This is a genomic window from Sediminibacterium salmoneum NBRC 103935 (assembly GCF_000511175.1).
Taxonomy (GTDB): Bacteria; Bacteroidota; Bacteroidia; order Chitinophagales; family Chitinophagaceae; genus Sediminibacterium; species Sediminibacterium salmoneum.
This window is the reverse complement of the sequence record NZ_KI866530.1, coordinates 980,987-997,405: the sequence shown is the minus strand read 5'-3', so window position 1 is coordinate 997,405 and position 16,419 is coordinate 980,987. Positions and strand designations below refer to the sequence as shown.

Annotated in this window: 16 protein-coding genes; 7 read left to right on the top strand and 9 right to left on the bottom strand. The window is 39.9% G+C overall.

From position 1 onward, the window contains the following. Together P767_RS0104835 and P767_RS0104830 are read right to left on the bottom strand one after the other, a co-directional pair. The gene (locus P767_RS0104835; protein WP_026763620.1) at positions 1–1,434 is read right to left on the bottom strand and encodes an arginine deiminase family protein; all 1,434 of its coding nucleotides are present in this window, start codon (positions 1,432–1,434) and stop codon (positions 1–3) included. Between the two features lie 191 nt (positions 1,435–1,625). Then, entirely contained in the window at positions 1,626–2,312 is a 687-nt protein-coding gene (locus P767_RS0104830) for a hypothetical protein (RefSeq protein WP_026763619.1), read from the bottom strand. Positions 2,313–2,338: 26 nt separating this feature from the next. On the opposite strand from P767_RS0104830, the gene hutI reads away from it, so the two are divergent. The 3 genes from hutI to P767_RS0104815 all read left to right on the top strand — a co-directional run bounded on the left by hutI (position 2,339) and on the right by P767_RS0104815 (position 5,049). After that, positions 2,339–3,574 (top strand): imidazolonepropionase, encoded by a 1,236-nt coding sequence (gene hutI, locus P767_RS0104825; protein WP_026763618.1) that lies wholly within the window; start codon positions 2,339–2,341, stop codon positions 3,572–3,574. A gap of 40 nt (positions 3,575–3,614) precedes the next feature. Next, positions 3,615–4,667, top strand: coding sequence for a formimidoylglutamase (locus tag P767_RS0104820; protein ID WP_026763617.1), 1,053 nt, complete (start codon positions 3,615–3,617; stop codon positions 4,665–4,667). A gap of 178 nt (positions 4,668–4,845) precedes the next feature. Continuing rightward, a complete protein-coding gene (locus tag P767_RS0104815; RefSeq protein ID WP_026751736.1) occupies positions 4,846–5,049 on the top strand; it encodes a hypothetical protein in 204 nt (67 codons plus the stop codon). A 54-nt stretch (positions 5,050–5,103) separates the two neighbouring features. Here P767_RS0104815 and P767_RS15910 read toward each other — a convergent pair whose 3' ends face one another. Further along, positions 5,104–6,747, bottom strand: coding sequence for a beta-N-acetylhexosaminidase (locus P767_RS15910; RefSeq protein ID WP_037351630.1), 1,644 nt, complete (start codon positions 6,745–6,747; stop codon positions 5,104–5,106). A 94-nt stretch (positions 6,748–6,841) separates the two neighbouring features. Between P767_RS15910 and P767_RS0104805 the strand changes: the two genes are divergently transcribed. Genes P767_RS0104805 through rnr form a run of 3 tightly spaced genes read left to right on the top strand, consistent with a single transcriptional unit; the run spans position 6,842 to position 10,449 of the window. Beyond that, on the top strand, positions 6,842–7,408 hold the full coding sequence (locus P767_RS0104805; protein WP_026763616.1) for a 5-formyltetrahydrofolate cyclo-ligase: 567 nt from the start codon (positions 6,842–6,844) through the stop codon (positions 7,406–7,408). Then, entirely contained in the window at positions 7,398–8,507 is a 1,110-nt protein-coding gene (lpxK, locus tag P767_RS0104800; RefSeq protein WP_026763615.1) for a tetraacyldisaccharide 4'-kinase, read from the top strand. Before P767_RS0104805 ends, lpxK begins: the two co-directional genes overlap by 11 nt. After that, positions 8,488–10,449: a ribonuclease R gene (gene rnr, locus P767_RS15905; protein WP_051417132.1), complete on the top strand. Its 1,962-nt coding sequence runs from the start codon at positions 8,488–8,490 to the stop codon at positions 10,447–10,449. Before lpxK ends, rnr begins: the two co-directional genes overlap by 20 nt. A 7-nt stretch (positions 10,450–10,456) precedes the next feature. Here the strand turns inward: rnr and P767_RS0104790 are convergent, their stop codons facing one another. Genes P767_RS0104790 through P767_RS0104770 form a run of 5 tightly spaced genes read right to left on the bottom strand, consistent with a single transcriptional unit; the run spans position 10,457 to position 13,899 of the window. Then, positions 10,457–11,179, bottom strand: coding sequence for a (Fe-S)-binding protein (locus P767_RS0104790; RefSeq protein WP_026763614.1), 723 nt, complete (start codon positions 11,177–11,179; stop codon positions 10,457–10,459). A gap of 5 nt (positions 11,180–11,184) precedes the next feature. Then, the gene (ribH, locus tag P767_RS0104785; RefSeq protein ID WP_026763613.1) at positions 11,185–11,664 is read right to left on the bottom strand and encodes a 6,7-dimethyl-8-ribityllumazine synthase; all 480 of its coding nucleotides are present in this window, start codon (positions 11,662–11,664) and stop codon (positions 11,185–11,187) included. Beyond that, a complete protein-coding gene (locus P767_RS0104780; RefSeq protein WP_026763612.1) occupies positions 11,664–12,353 on the bottom strand; it encodes a tetratricopeptide repeat protein in 690 nt (229 codons plus the stop codon). Before P767_RS0104780 ends, ribH begins: the two co-directional genes overlap by 1 nt. A gap of 26 nt (positions 12,354–12,379) precedes the next feature. Continuing rightward, positions 12,380–13,375 (bottom strand): pyruvate dehydrogenase (acetyl-transferring) E1 component subunit alpha, encoded by a 996-nt coding sequence (gene pdhA, locus P767_RS0104775; protein WP_026763611.1) that lies wholly within the window; start codon positions 13,373–13,375, stop codon positions 12,380–12,382. A 47-nt stretch (positions 13,376–13,422) separates the two neighbouring features. Then, positions 13,423–13,899, bottom strand: coding sequence for a hypothetical protein (locus P767_RS0104770; RefSeq protein ID WP_026763610.1), 477 nt, complete (start codon positions 13,897–13,899; stop codon positions 13,423–13,425). 217 nt (positions 13,900–14,116) lie between these two features. Between P767_RS0104770 and P767_RS0104765 the strand changes: the two genes are divergently transcribed. Continuing rightward, positions 14,117–14,629 (top strand): fasciclin domain-containing protein, encoded by a 513-nt coding sequence (locus tag P767_RS0104765; protein ID WP_026763609.1) that lies wholly within the window; start codon positions 14,117–14,119, stop codon positions 14,627–14,629. A gap of 99 nt (positions 14,630–14,728) precedes the next feature. Here P767_RS0104765 and pruA read toward each other — a convergent pair whose 3' ends face one another. Next, entirely contained in the window at positions 14,729–16,360 is a 1,632-nt protein-coding gene (pruA, locus tag P767_RS0104760) for an L-glutamate gamma-semialdehyde dehydrogenase (protein ID WP_026763608.1), read from the bottom strand. Positions 16,361–16,419 lie beyond the last annotated feature (59 nt).

The window sequence follows — 16,419 nt, the reverse complement described above, 5'->3', positions numbered from 1 at the left end:
TTAAATTGTTAAAGGTTCTCTCCATAATGGCATGCTCATGCAATGAAATCCTCCCCGTGCTCGGGACAATTCTGCTGAAGGCATTAAAATAAAAGTATCTTTTATCTGATCAACCGTTAAACTTCCTGCTTCGAGTTGCAGCAGCAAATCTTTTACACCCACAATGGTAAAGCCAGCATTTTTAAAGGCTTCTGTTGTTTTGTCGTTTCTGTCGTAGCCCAGCACAACACCTTCTTTTAGTGCTAATAAATTGCAGGAGTCGGTCCATTGTTCTCTTGCGCTGTAAGGAAACTCATTGTTCCCGGAGAATATAATTTTCACTTCTTCCTTGCATTGTAAATCTACTTTACTAATATCAATCAGAAGATCTTCTAAACTATCAAAGGAAATAGGCTCTTCAGGACTGTTTCTGTGAAACTGAAGTATTTTAATTTTTTCTTCTTTTTTTATTTCCAGCATTCTTTCTACAGCCGTTTCATCTTCGTGCTTTACCGCTTTTCTGGAAAAATTTCCAAGCATAACCCATACGTTTCTTTTTACTTGCGTAAATACCGTATCTATATGCATGTAATCTCTCTTCTTAGGAATTTTTACGATGGTAACTTTTTCCATCAATCCCATTTCAAAAAGTGTCTGGGTTATTTTTACTGCCGCTTCTGAAGAAGTCCGTTCACTTACGCCAACCAGAATATGGTTTTCGCTTACCACCATGATGTCTCCACCTTCGAGTGTGATTTTTCTTTCATCTTCCTCTTTGGGAAGTAAAAAACTATGATGTGAATCGGAGAGTTCAATAATTTTTCCTGTGAACGCTGCAAAAAGAGGGTGATTGAAGAAAATATATTTTGCTAGCAATGCCTCTCTGGTTCGGGCTTTTTTTGCCGGCTTATTCAACAATACATGGTCTTTGATAGTAATTCCCAAATCACGGGTGAATATAAAATTCGGTATTGGCGCAAACAACAATTGTCTGTTGGCAGCAGTGCCGGAAATCAGCGTTTTAGCCAGTTCATTGGGCTCGTAAGTCAATAATTCATTTTGCATCTGATAGGTGCAACCTTCAATAGCACAGATAGAAGAAACTAATTGGGTTTTAATGGCTTCGTTTTCTAATAAGTCGGATAGCAACCATTGCAATTCAATTACTTTATCAGACCGATAGAAATCAGGATGTTCTGGTTTGTAAAATGACCTGTTTCCTTTTTCTGAATCAACCTCATTCAATTTGCCTTTTATTTTTTCAGGATCCAGAAAGTACAACAGGATTTTGGTGTAGTAGTCGTATTCGTCTTTTCTAATGGTGTCTAAGTGCACAATATCTTCAAATAACCAGTCCTGGGCTTTTGAGGGAACTACTTTCCCAAGTCCACTGTCCGGACTATGAACCAATAATCTTCTTAAGGTTCCTATTTCAGATGTTACGGAAACTTTCATAATATTTTATTTTAAGCATATGTATGGCATATGCATGGATTACAAATAAGTAAATTAATGGGAAGTAAAATAAGTTCTGTATTCGCTGTAAACCTACGTCAGTGATCGGGCATGGGGTTAAGACCATGGTACATCCATGCAAAATGGGCTGTTAAAAAAGATATGGTAGTACAATGATTCACGTGATGAAATTACAATTTTATTTCAAATGGCAAGATACCCTTCAAGGTTCCGGTAGATTTTACAGGTTTGAATCGTACAAACATATCTTCACTGTACCATTTTTCCTGATAGGTTTTCTTTATAACCGTGGCATGTTCCTGCATTTTATAAGCAAATTCCTTCATGGCAAACTTAGATTCCCATATACTAAAAGTAGCTTGTTTAATCCATGGAACTTCACCAATGCCAATAGAAGTAATAAACCCCTTTGCCCCGGACATCTGATTGGCGATGGCATCTACATGCGACCAAAATCTGCCGAGTTGGGAAATTCTGATGGTGGCCCTTGTAAGCACACAGATGGGGCCTTCATAACTTGTTTGTTTGGGTAAATTACCAAAAACAGCTTTCTGATCCCAGGTGCCGTGTCCTTCAATTGGCTCCAGTTCCAGTTCCCATATTTCACAACGAAAAAACCGCCACCAGCGGGTAATCATTTTCGGAGTTTGTAAATTCCCGTTTTCAGCTGCAAGCAATAAAGCCCATTGGCGTAAATCGGGAGTTTTGTCAAAACTTCCGTTTTTTCCACAGCCCATCAGTTTATAAAAGGAAATTTTTCTGTTCATCCACAATGGGAATCGGAATATTGCCATGGATAAAAAACCCGCCCAGCCAAAATAAGCCGGGTACCTGACAATATGTAAAGTTGCAATCATACAGTAAATTAAACTAAATTTCAATCATGAAATCGATTGTGCATCATATTCAACTTCTGGTAAACACCAGAATGCAGACAAATGTTTTACGCGGTGCAGAACTGGCCGTACTGCCAACAATTTCCGATGCATATTTAATTATTGAAGATGGAAAAATACTTAGGTATGGAACTATGCAGGAATTGAGCAAAGAGGAGCAGGCAGATGAGTGGATAGATGCAAAAGGGGCAACTGTTATGCCAGCCTGGTGCGACAGTCATACCCACCTTGTTTTTGCTGAAACAAGAGAGGAAGAATTTGTAGATAAAATTAAAGGCTTGAGTTACGAAGCCATTGCCGCAAAGGGTGGAGGAATACTGAATTCTGCCCGAAAGCTGGCCCAGTGCAGCGAAGATGAATTGTTTGAAAGGGCATTGAGTCGTCTTCAATTGCTGATGCAAATGGGAACCGGTGCCATTGAAATTAAAAGTGGCTATGGATTAAGTACAGAACAGGAACTAAAAATGCTAAGGGTTATTCAGCGAATTAAAGCAGTGTCACCTATACCTGTAAAAGCCAGTTTTCTGGGAGCACATACCTATCCGCTTGCTTACAAAGAAAATCATGAAGGCTATATTGCTGAAATCATCAATGAAATGTTACCTGTTATTGCCAAAGAAAAACTGGCAGATTATATTGATGTTTTTTGCGAGCAGGGTTTTTTTAATGTGGACGAAACAGAGAGAATATGTAGGGCGGGTATTGCTTTGGGATTAAAACCGAAAATTCATGCGAACCAGCTGCATGCATCCGGAGGAGTTCAGCTGGGAGTAGCGTTAAATGCTATTTCTGTGGATCATCTGGAAACGATGGATACAGGTGCAATCAATGCCTTAAGTAGCTCAAATACCATTGGTACACTTTTGCCAACTGCTGCTTTCTTTTTAAGAATGCCTTACCAGCCAGCCAGAACTTTAATTGAGGCCAACGCTGGCATTGCACTGGCTTCTGATTATAATCCGGGTTCCAGCCCAAGTGGTAATATGAATTTTGTAGTTGCTTTAAGTTGCATCCAGCTGCGCATGCTTCCGGAAGAAGCCATTAATGCGGCTACACTTAATGGGGCTTATGCCATGGAACTGGGGGAGGAATTGGGTAGTATTACCCCGGGTAAAAGGGCCAACCTTATTTTTACCAGGCCGGTTCCTTCTTTGGCCTTTATACCTTATTCATTCGGAAATAATCTTATTGATAAAGTGATGATTAATGGTCGTTTTATTTAGTTATATTTAAGTAAATAATTCTTCATTCAAACTCTCTGGCATGCAATACTTTCGTTTCTACAACAAACAGGATATTTTGTCGGTTACACGAATCCGCAGGTTCGAAACCAAGCTGGGAGAGCGGGTGCAGGCAATTCCCCATCCTGCCCAATTAGAAGAAAGCCTGCAGGCAACCAGTGCTGACTATATTATTTTAGGCATCCCAGAAGATATAGGGGTAAAAGCCAACGGGGGGATTGGTGGTACCGACAGTGCATGGCTTTCCTTTCTGAACGCATTTCTGAATATACAAAGCAATGATTTTCTGGAAGGGAGTAATATGCTGGTACTGGGGCATTTTGATTTTTCTTCCATTGCAACAGTAATAGACCAAAATGCCTTGAATTCAGAAGAAAAAATGGAAGCATACCGTCATGCTGTGAATACGATTGATGATGCTGTGGAGCAAATGATTCATATTATTACGCAGAATAAAAAAATACCTATTATAATCGGAGGTGGTCATAATAATGCATACCCTTGTATTAAGGGTGCAGCCAAAGGTTTTTACAAGGCGGGCGTAATTCCGATAGCACAGATTAATGCAATTAATCTGGATGCTCATGCCGATTTCAGACCCATGGAAGGAAGACATAGCGGGAATGGATTTACCTATGCTGAGGAAGATGGCTATCTGGAGAAGTATTGTGTTATTGGTATTCATGAAAACTATATTCCTCAAAATGTATGGATGGATATGGTGAACAATCCTTTTATTGATTGTATTACTTACGAAGACATTTTTGTACACGAAAAAAGGACTTTTTTGCAGGCTGTTGCCCATGCTACATCATTTACGGATGATACACTTTGTGGTATTGAATTAGACCTGGATGCGGTTGCAGGCGTTTTGTCCAGCGCACAATCCAAAGTAGGCATCAGTCCTATACAGGCCAGACAATATATTCAATATGCTGCGGCGGACACTAAAGCAGCCTATCTGCATATTTCCGAAGGAGCAGCTCAATTAACAAACGGAGAAAAAGATTCCGGCACAGGAAAGCTAATCAGTTATCTGGTTAGTGATTTCATAAAAGGGCAGATGATATATTAACTTTTTTTTAGAGTTTAATTTTTCTGGTAAGTCATTACGTCGTACTTTTGCGGCGCAATTGAGCAGTTTTATATCAGTATTTCACAGGTAGACTAATAGAAGGCCATTCTATTTCAGGGTTTTATCAGAATTTCTTACCCGGCTCAACAACATTTGTAAAAAATAAAATAGTAATACAATGAAAGGCGAAGTTATGCCCTCTATCGTACAGATAGATAAGGCTCATTTAAATGATTTAGTACAGGAAGTAAAAGAAACATTGGCAACTGAAATGTTTGTACAGAACAGAGAAGAAAAGAAAAAAGCATTTCGTGCAGTTGATTTGTGGAAGATCCACAGAGAAATGAAGTCTGCCAACAGAAATTTCAAGTCTCAGTTTTAATACCTGACTAATGGTTTTAGTTCCCGCACATCGACTCAATGTTGCGGGAACTTTTTATTTTGTGGCTTTTGAAAGATCCCAAAGCAAATAGTTTTTGAACCAACTGCTATTCCAGAATTCATAACGGGGAATTGCATTACTTTTTAGCCTCTTCAAAAAATCGGTGTAGTTAAGCATTTCAGGCTTAGACCATAATACTTCACTGAGTGCTGTCATTCTTGGGAAAATCATATAATCTACTTTCTTCTCATTCTCCATGTATTCGGTCCATACATTGGCTTGCCCTCCAATGATTTTGTTTTGCAGGCCTTTTTCTGAAATAGATCTTGGAACCGGATTGTACTTATACACGGCTTCCAAAGGATTATATCCGTGTATAGCAAGACTATCTTTAGGATCCAGGGATTGATAATGATCAAAGTAAAAAGGTTTGCCAGGAGTATTGATTACACTAAAGCCTTTTGAAGCTGCTTCAATGGCTTGCTTATCTGTTCCCCAATTCATAACAACAGTGCTGGTGTCCAGATCCCCTTCGTTAATTTCATGCCAGCCAATCGTTTGTTTTCCCCTGCCTTTCAGAAATTTGGCAACGAACTCTATAAAGTAGGTCTGTAAATCAGTTTCGTTTTTGATTCCATTGGCTTTCATGAATGCCTGCGTAGCCACATCCTGTTTCCACCAGATTTTGCTGCATTCATCTCCGCCAACATGAATATAGGGGGAAGGGAATAAATCGGCTACTTCAGCAAATACTTTTTCCAGAAATTCAAAACTTGCTTTGGTGGGCGCAAGCACATTGTTTTGCCTGTTATACATGCCCCAGGTAGTTGCTACTTTCCAATTGGTATCGGGTCGGGTGCTGAGTTTCGGATAGGCTGCAATGGCAGCTCTGCTATGTCCGGGTATATCTATTTCCGGAATAATCGTTATGCCCCTGACAGTTGCATAGGCAATAATGTCTTTAATTTCTGCCTTGGTATAAAATCCACCATATCGTTGTCCATCGAACTTGGCGGGCTGGTCTTTGAAATGACCGATTAATGTTTCGTCTCTGAATGCGCTGACGGAATTTAATTTGGGATAACTGTTCATCTCTATTCTCCAGCCCTGGTCATCCGTTAAATGCCAATGAAATGTATTGAACTTGTGAAAGGTTAAATAGTCTATATATTTTTTAATATAAGTCACCGGAAATAGATGGCGGACAACATCGAGGTGCATGCCCCTGTAAGAAAACCTGGGCTCATCCTCAATGTAAACCGGCTCAATAAAAATTTTTTCCTGCTTTGTAATGGGTATCAGCTGAAGTAAACTTTGCATGCCGTTGATGAGCCCCCTGACACCTGAGGATTCAATGACTATTTTTTCTGAACCAACAGTGATTGTGTATTTTTCATTTGACAGGCGATTGTTCAGCAATAAATAGACACCCTTTTCTTTTTGCAAGTAGGTACTTGCAGTCAAGGTTTTTCTTATTAATGACAGGCCTGTTTGTTGAAGAATGGCCTCACTTAAATAGGCTGCCTGATTGGTATAGGTAGAATCAAAATAAATAATTGTAGATGCCTGAATCTGGAAAGGGGTTGGAACATGAGGATAACTGATAAAATTGGGCTTGGGTATAATTTGATTCGCAGATTGTGCCTGCATACCAGCCACAATGAACAAGCCGAATAGAAGTGAATAGAGTTTTTTCATGGTATTGGAGAGGATCTAGGTTTGGTAAAAATATAAAATTGGAGGGTTTATAGGTAAATTGCATTGTAGTATTTGCGAAAACAAAGTAACCGGAATGAATAAATCTCAGATAAGAGAAATCTATTTGCAAAAAAGAAAAGCTTTGCAGGGACCTGATCAACTTAAAATGGATGATTTGTTGTTGATTCAATTCCAGCAATTTTCATTTGATGACATAGAAACGGTTTTAACGTATTGGCCAATGCCACATAAAGCCGAGCCTAACACGCATTTATTCAATGGTTATTTAAGACATATGATTCCCAACTTGCAATTGGCATATCCGGTAGTCAAGGATGAATTTACTATGGAAGCCATTTGCATCAATGAGGATACGGTATATGTTTCCAATTCTCTTGGCATTACAGAACCCAAGGAGGGTGAGAAGCTTGAACTTAAAGATATTGATCTGGTACTAGTTCCCTTACTGGTTTTTGATCAAGCAGGATATCGGGTTGGTTTTGGTAAGGGCTATTATGACCGGTACCTAGCAGAAAAGTGCGCACACACCGTTTTGATGGGCTTTTCTTATTTTGACCCTATTCCTTTGATTAGCGACACCCATGAATTTGATATACCTTTACATATAGGTATTACCCCTAATTGTATTTATGAATTTTAATACCCTTTTTCTTAAATCATTCAGAGTATTGCTATTGCCACTGGCCGTGATGTATGGTTTAATCATTATTATCAGAAACAGATTGTTCGACAGGCAGATTTTAAAATCGGCCGAATTTAATTTTCCAATTATTTGCGTGGGTAATCTGGCAGTAGGGGGAACAGGAAAATCACCTATGGTAGAATATCTTTTAACCTTATTAAGTCCTAAATTCAAAATGGCAACTTTGAGCAGAGGATATAAGCGAAGAACCAAGGGATATGCATTGGCCAATGATGGCACTACTGCATTGGAAATTGGAGATGAGCCCATGCAATTTGCCTTGAAATTTCCCAAAGTTGCTGTTGCAGTAGGAGAGGAACGAATTGTTGCCATTCCTCATTTATTACAGGACCATCCCGATTTGCAGGGAATCATTTTGGATGATGCTTTTCAACACCGGACAGTAAAAGCCGGGTTTAATATTCTGCTTACAGAATACAGCAATTTGTACACCAGTGACTTCTTTTTACCAACTGGTGATTTAAGAGATGAATGGGCTTCTGCCAAAAGAGCTCAGGTAATTATTGTAACCAAATGTCCTGCAGATTTGGATGTTGAATCAAAAAATGCCATTATCAGAGACCTGAAACCGCTTCCTGGTCAGCAGGTTTATTTTAGTACCATTGAGTATGGTATACCATACCATATTTGTGACTCTAATATTCAATATGCCATCAATTCACTGGATGAAGTGATGCTGGTTTGTGGAATAGCCAATCCAAAACCATTGAAAGACTTTTTGTTGCAGAAAGCCAAAACCTATTATCAGCAGGATTATGCGGATCATCATATATTTTCCATAGACGATTTAAAAGAAATCAAACAATTATATGATGATATATCAGCTGACAGAAAGCTGATAATTACTACTGAAAAGGATGCCGTGCGGCTGATAAAATTCAAGGAGGAATTAAAGTCGATGCCTTTTTTTGTGATACCCATCAGACATCGCATTTTATTTGATGAATCCTGGCAACTGAACGAACAACTAATTAATTTTATTCAACACTTTCCTTTTAAACCCATTACACCTGAACATGAGTTCGAAAAAGCCTAAATCTAAACAGAAACGTAAAGCCAAAACAATTACGGTTCAAACGCCAAAAGGAAGACTGGAAGTAACTCGTTCCGGCATGGGATATGTTATTATTGATGATAATGCCGGAGATGTATTGGTTAAACCCAATGATTTCCTGACCGCATTGAATGGAGATATTGTAAGGGTTAAAATTATTAAAGAGAACAGCAGAACTGGCAAAAGAGAGGGGAAGATTACAGAAGTAGTTACCAGAAAGCAAACTGAATTTATTGGTCATATACAGGTGTCTGCTCATCATGCTTTTTTTGTGCCTGATTCAGATAAGCCAATGCCAGATTTGTATATACCACTTCAGTCTATTAACGGTGCTAAGCACAAAGACAAAGTGTTGGTGAGAATGGTTCGCTGGGAAAAGGACGATAAAAAACCTGTGGGAGAAGTAGTCAGCATTTTGGAAAATGATAGCCCCAATGATGCTGCCATGAAAGAAATCTTAACAGAAGCAGGATTCCCTATTTCATTTCCCGATGAAGTAATGGAAGAAGCTGGAAGGTTACCGGATATGATTGGAGAAGAGGAAGTGGCCAAAAGAAAGGATTGCCGGAATGTTTTAACTTTTACCATTGATCCGGTGGATGCTAAAGATTTTGATGATGCCATATCTATTAGACAACTGGGTGATAACAAGTATGAAATTGGGGTACATATTGCGGACGTAAGTCATTATGTTGAACCGGATTCTGCTTTGGATGAAGAAGCATATAAAAGAGCTACTTCCGTATATCTGCCCGACCGTGTTAATCCGATGTTGCCAGAGCATATTTCCAATCAGCTCTGTTCTTTAAGACCTAATGAAGACAAACTTACCTTTTCTGCCATTTTTCAAATGAATGCGCAGGGAGAGGTTAAACAGTACTGGTTGGGAAGAACGGTTATTCATTCGGATCATCGTTATACTTACGAAGATGTACAACAGATTATAGAAACCAAGGATGGAATATACAAGGAAGAGATTCTTCTGTTGAACGATATTGCACAGAAACTCAGGAAAAAGCGTTTCAGTAAAGGAGCCATCAATTTCTCATCACAGGAAGTCCGTTTTAAACTGGATGAAAAAGGTACCCCCATTGGTATTGTAGTTAAGGAAAGTAAAGAGTCTCATCAATTAATTGAAGAACTGATGTTGCTGGCCAATAGAACGGTAGCAGAGAATATCGCCAAAAAGTCGGTGAACGGAAAACCAATACCTTTCCCTTACCGTGTACATGATCAACCCGATGAAGAGAAACTGGCACCATTTATTCAATATGCCAAGAGATATGGACATGGATTTGATATCAGCAGTCCCATTGCAATCGCACATAGTTTTAACCAGATGCTAAAAGATGCGGCTGGTAAACCAGAACAGCACGTATTGGAACAGTTAGGTATCAGAACCATGGCTAAAGCCATATATACACCTGAAAATATCGGGCATTATGGATTGGCTTTTGAACACTATTGTCATTTTACCTCACCTATCAGAAGGTATCCTGATATTTTGGTACATCGGGTATTGCAGTCTGTTTTAGATGACGCTCCAAAAGTGGATAAGAAGATGGCAGAAAAATGCAAACATTCCAGTGAAAGAGAAAGGGCTGCCATGGAATGCGAAAGAGCGGGCAATAAATACAAGCAGGTAGAATTTTTACAAGGATTTATTGGAGAGTGTTTTGAAGGCGTGGTAAGCGGAGTAACCAGTTTTGGATTTTTTGTTGAAACAATAGAACACAAATGTGAAGGTCTGGTAAGTATTGTTAGCCTGAGCGACTATGATGATTTCAGATTAGTAGAATCAGAATACAGCTTAGTTGGCAGAAGAAGTGGGCGTATTTTTAAAATGGGTGATAAAGTAACGGTACGTTTAGTCGCCGCTAATCTGGAAAAACGTCAACTGGATTTTGAATGGGAACTGGGATAATTAAGCCTTATTCCCAACCGCTGGCCAGTACATCGGCTAAGTGCATCATCTGAATGTTTTTGCCTTCATGCTTGGCACATCCGTCTATATGCATAAGGCAACTCATATCTGTACTGATCAGAACCGTTGCACCCGTATCTGAAGCATTGTTTATTTTCTGGCTTCCCATGGCAATACTGATGGGTTCAAATTTTACTGCGAAAGTGCCGCCGAATCCGCAACAGGTTTCCACATCGTTCATCTCCTTTAATTCCAGCCCATTTACCCGGCTCAATAACAAGCGGGGTTCTTGTTTTATTTTGCATTCTCTCAATGCAGCGCAGCTGTCATGGTAAGTGGCAGTGGCTTCTAGACTTGCACCAAAATCAACCTGTTTTAATACATTAACAAGAAAGTCGGAAAACTCATAAATCCGGGTACCTATTTTCAACGCCTGGTTTTTGTATGCCGAGTTCTCAAATAATTGGGTATAATAATTCTTTACAAAACCTACACAGCTTGCACTGGGTGCAACTATGTATTCGGCTCCTTCAAAATCCTGTAAGAATTTGGTACATACTTCCTTTGCCTCTCCATGAAAACCTGCATTGAATGCGGGTTGTCCGCAACAAGTCTGTGATGCATTGTAATGTACCGTACAGCCTGCTTTGCGTAAAACTTTTACCATATTGAATGCTACATTGGGATATAGCTGGTCTATAAAGCAGGGTATAAAAATCTGTACGTTCATCAAAATTATTTTAGGGATCGATTCAGTTGAATCATTTTCAATGCGGTGATGGCTGCTTCTTCGCCCTTATGTCCGTGAACACCGCCAATTCTTTCAATGGCCTGCTGCTCGTTCAGAACTGTCAATACGCCGAAGATAACAGGCGCATCAATCTGCAGATTCAATTGCATAATTCCATCTGTTACTCCCTTGCATACATAGTCAAAATGCGGCGTATCGCCCTGTATTACCGCACCTAATACAATGTATGCATCAGGAGTGCGTTTGGCATAGGTATAATGCTGCTTAACACCAAAAGGTAATTCAAATGCGCCCGGCACTACCAGGGTTTTAACAGTTGCTCCAGCTTCCTTCAATACCTTCTTAGCCCCCTTTTCCAAAGAATTAATGATGGTACTGTTCCACTCTGTTTTAACGATAACAACAAAGGCATCCTCCGGTGCGGGGATGCCTTTGTTTAATAAAGTATTTCCTTTAGTAGCCATTATTCAGCAAGGTCATTTTTTTCGTTGCTCAGACGATAAATGTATTTATCGGCCTGAAAACCTTTATCAGTTTTAGGGAATTTGTTTTTTACTTCTTTGTATAATTCCAATGCTTCAGCTGTTTTACCAGTAGACTCCAGTAATAAAGCCGCACGGAATAAATATTCTGAAGAGTTGTTCTCATCTTCAACAAAAGTAGCGGCTGCTTTTTTGTAAGCTTCTACCGCCTCTTCTTTTTTATTTAGTTCAGCGTAAGCATCACCCAGACAACCAGTAGCCAGTAATTGAATTTGCTTGGCATCTGTAGAAAAGTCTTTTAAGTGCTTCACTGCATTTTCAAATTCCCCCAATTTAAGGTAGCTGATGCCAGCATAATAATGAGCCAGGTTGGCAGACTTAGTGCCTCCAAAATTGCTGATTACGTTTAATACACCTTTGTATTGTCCGTCGCCATTCAATACCAGTCTGGAGGAATCCATAGCAAAGTATTGTTCAGCTTTAAATAAAGCTTCTGCCGCTTTTTCTTCTTTTGGTTTTACCACATACTGCTGGTAAGCAAACCATCCACCGCCAATAACCAATACGGCTACAATTGCCAGTATTAAAGGCTTCTGGATTTTTGAGAAACTGGTTTCAGGTTTATGCGCTGCCTCTTGGGTTACTACTTCAGGCGCTTGTTTTTCGCTCATTCTATTTGATTATTCGGTTTAGTAAATTAGTCAACAATAAAGGGATAGTTCTGGTCTATATAAACGTCTTTTAATACTTCATCATCATCTGGCCATGGACTTTCTTCTGCAAAACGAACCGACTCATCAACCATCGCATTAATTCTGGCATCAATGGCATCCAGTTCTGCCTGAGTAGCAAATCCATTCTCCAGAATAGTACCCGCTACTTTGGTAATAGGATCCTGGTCTTTGTATTCTTCAACTTCTTCCTTGGATCTGTATTTCTGAGGATCGGATACAGAGTGACCTTTGTATCGGTAGGTCTTCATTTCCAATAGGGTAGGTCCGTCTCCTTCTCTTGCTCTTTTCACCGCTCTTGCAACTGCATCGTGAACGGATTCGGCTGTCATGCCGTCTACCTTGTCGGCAGGCATTTCGTATGCATCAGCCAGTTTATAAATATCAATTACATTACTGGTTCTTTCAATGGAAGTACCCATTGCGTAGTTGTTATTCTCGCAAATGAAAATTACAGGCAATTTCCAAAGCATAGCCAGGTTAAAGGTTTCATGTAACATACCCTGACGGGCAGCTCCGTCTCCAAAATAACAAAGTACTACATTCTGTGTGCCTCTGTATTTTTCAGCAAAAGCCAATCCTGCTCCGGTTCCTATCTGAGCACCTACGATTCCATGGCCTCCAAAAAATTTATGTTCTACACTAAAGAAGTGCATACTGCCACCTTTGCCCTTGGCGCAACCGGTAGCTTTACCGTATAATTCTGCCATACACGCATTGGCTGATACACCTTTAGCAAGTGCCAATCCATGATCACGATATGCCGTGATGAATGGATCATCTGCCTGTGTAGCAGTCATACAACCTGCTGCAATGGCTTCCTGGCCCACATAAGCATGGAAAAATCCGCGGATTTTTCCTGCCATTTTATACATTTCTTCGGCTTTTAATTCGAACTGGCGAATCAATTGCATTAGCTCATACCAATAGAGGTAGGTTTCTTTAGAAAACTTTGTAGACACTTTTCAAAATTTTGATGGCAAATATAGGGGTTATCCTTGATAGTTCCCTACCCGGCATATTCCCCAACCCTATGTTCTTCAGGAGGATATGGGATACGAATGGAGCTGAGGTATTGTTCCTCTAAAATATCCGCAAATGTGTAGAAATAAAGAATAACATCTTCCCTTACATTCCGCTTCAGCCAGCGGAATCCTCCGGGTAATTGATCCAGAACAGCTCTGTCATCTAAATATTCCAGGTGATGAATATCAGAAGGTGTTAAACCAATATCTGTAAGCTTTTTAATCAATAGGTTTACGGGGGTATTGCTCACCGGGCAAAATTCTTCTGCCAACTCGGTCCATTCTCCAAAACCTGTATGAGCATAGGTTAATATTTCTTCCTTACTTACATTGGCTACCACCTGCAGTAAGTTACCACAGTTGCAGGCACCATGATTTCCCCATGCATATGGAGCACCATTGGCCAATTGCTGAGCCGTTTGTCTTAACACATCTACCAGTACCAGATTCGGATAAGCCATATGATTTTACTTTATGAATTAACAAGCCTTGCTTAAAAAAAGTTGATTGAGTAGGGAAATTAAAATGCGAATAAATCAGGTATTGAATTTGTGCAAGGCAATTAGAAAATTGTACTCCAATTACTCAACATAGCTACCATTCATCCCTAAAATTAGCCATCGCTTAAAACCTTTTTCTTGTTTATGAGTTAGATATAAAAAATTAAACAAAAAATTTATGAAAATGCGCATTTTAACCTTAACAATGGTTGCCCTGATGGGATTATTCGGAAATGTAAGTGCACAGAACACAGTTGTGGACATAGCTGTAGCTTCTAAGGATCATTCAACATTGGTAGCCGCTGTTAAAGCAGCTGACCTGGTAGGAACTTTACAAAGTGCTGGACCGTTTACCGTATTTGCTCCGGTAAATGCAGCATTTGACAAACTAACTGCAGGAACAGTGGCTAACTTATTAAAGCCAGAAAACAAAGCTACTTTGGCAAAAGTGTTAACCTACCACGTGGTTGCGGGAAACCTGGATGCAGCGGCAGTAGTAAAGGCAATTAAAGACGGTAAAGGAAAAGCAGTAGTAAAAACTGTTGCTGGTAATTCTTTAACTGTAACATTGAAAGAGGGCAAAGTTACCTTGACCGATGAAAATGGCGGAGTAGCAACCGTTGTGGCTGCTGATTTAAAAGCGGGTAACGGAGTGATTCACGTAATTGACACTGTAGTATTACCAAAATAAGTTTAGTGAAGGTTAGGTTTGTTGGGTAAAGAAAAGAGGCTGCTAATTTTAGCAGCCTCTTTCGTATTTGAACCTTTCGGATCAAAAGATCAATATTCATTAAGCTTCCAGTAAAAACGGATAGCCATAATGTACCGGTGGATTATAGGTCTCCTTAATGGTACGGGCACTTAACCATCTGTAAAGGTTCAATGCACTACCGGCCTTATCATTGGTGCCGGATGCTCTTGCACCACCAAAAGGCTGCTGTCCTACAACGGCTCCGGTTGGTTTATCGTTGATATAGAAATTACCAGCTGCATTTCTTAGCATATTGGTTGCCAGTTCTACTGCCGCTCTGTCTTGCGAAAGTATTGCACCCGTTAATGCGTAAGGTGAAGTACTGTCTACCAATTGTAACGTCTTTTCAAATTGTTCTGCAGGGTATACATAAATGGTTAACACTGGTCCGAAAATTTCTTCGCACATGGTAACCGATTTAGGATCCTTGGTAACAATAACAGTAGGCTCAATAAAGTAACCTTTGGTTTTACTGAAATTACCTCCGGCAACAATTTTCACTTTTTTATTTTTCTTCGCGTTAATGATATAACGGGTGATGCTGTTGTAGGCTTTTTCGTCAATAACTGCATTCACAAAATTGGTGAAATCTTCAACGGTACCCACTTTCATGGTATTTACGGCAGCAACCAGTTTCTTTACAATTTCATCTGCCAGGTTGCTTGGAATATAGGCTCTGGATGCAGCAGAACATTTCTGTCCCTGGAACTCAAAAGCGCCTCTTGCCAATGCAGTAACCACTGCATCTACATCAGCAGATTTATGAGCTACTACAAAGTCTTTACCCCCTGTTTCACCCACAATTCTTGGGTAGGTTCTGTAGATGCCCATATTTTCACCAATGGTCTTCCACATATTATTGAAAACACCAGTAGATCCGGTAAAGTGAACCCCTGCAAAATCTCTGTGAGAGAAGCAAACTTTACCAATGGTTGGTCCATCAACGTAAATAAGGTTGATTACCCCATCCGGTAATCCTGCTTCTTTTAAAATGCGCATGAACAACTGTGCAGAATAAATCTGTGTATTGGCAGGCTTCCAAACCACTACGTTACCACACATGGCAGCAGAAGTAGGCAAATTACCTCCGATAGCAGTGAAGTTAAAAGGAGTTACAGCCAGTACAAATCCTTCCAAAGGACGCCACTCCAAACGATTGTGCATGCCAGGAGCGGAAATAGGCTGTTGCTTATAAATTTCACTTAGGAAATGCACATTGAAACGCAGGAAGTCAATCAATTCGCAGGTGCTGTCGATTTCTGCCTGAAATGCATTTTTACTTTGTCCCAGCATAGTAGCAGCCAGCATTTGATAGCGGTATTTGGTAGCTAATAAATCTGCTGCTTTCAAAAAGATATGTGCTCTGTTTTCCCAGCTAAGGGCAGCCCATTTATCCTTTGCCTGTAATGCTGCTGCAATGGCCTGGTGCGCATGTTTTTCTTCCCCTGCATTGAAGTGACCTAATGTATGAGACAATTCATGTGGTGGATGAATCGCTACTTTTTTGTCTGTTCTTACTGCTTTACCACCTATATACATAGGGATATCCAGTTGTTTTTTCTTGGCTTCGGCTAAAGCTTTTTTCAAAGCTGCTTTCTCCGCACTTCCTGGTGCAAATTGCTGAACCGGTTCGTTAATCGGCATCGGGTATGAAAATGTACCAATACTCATAGGTGAAAATTTATAAGGTTTGAGGTCGCAAGTTACAAATAAAACTCTATTGGGTTTTG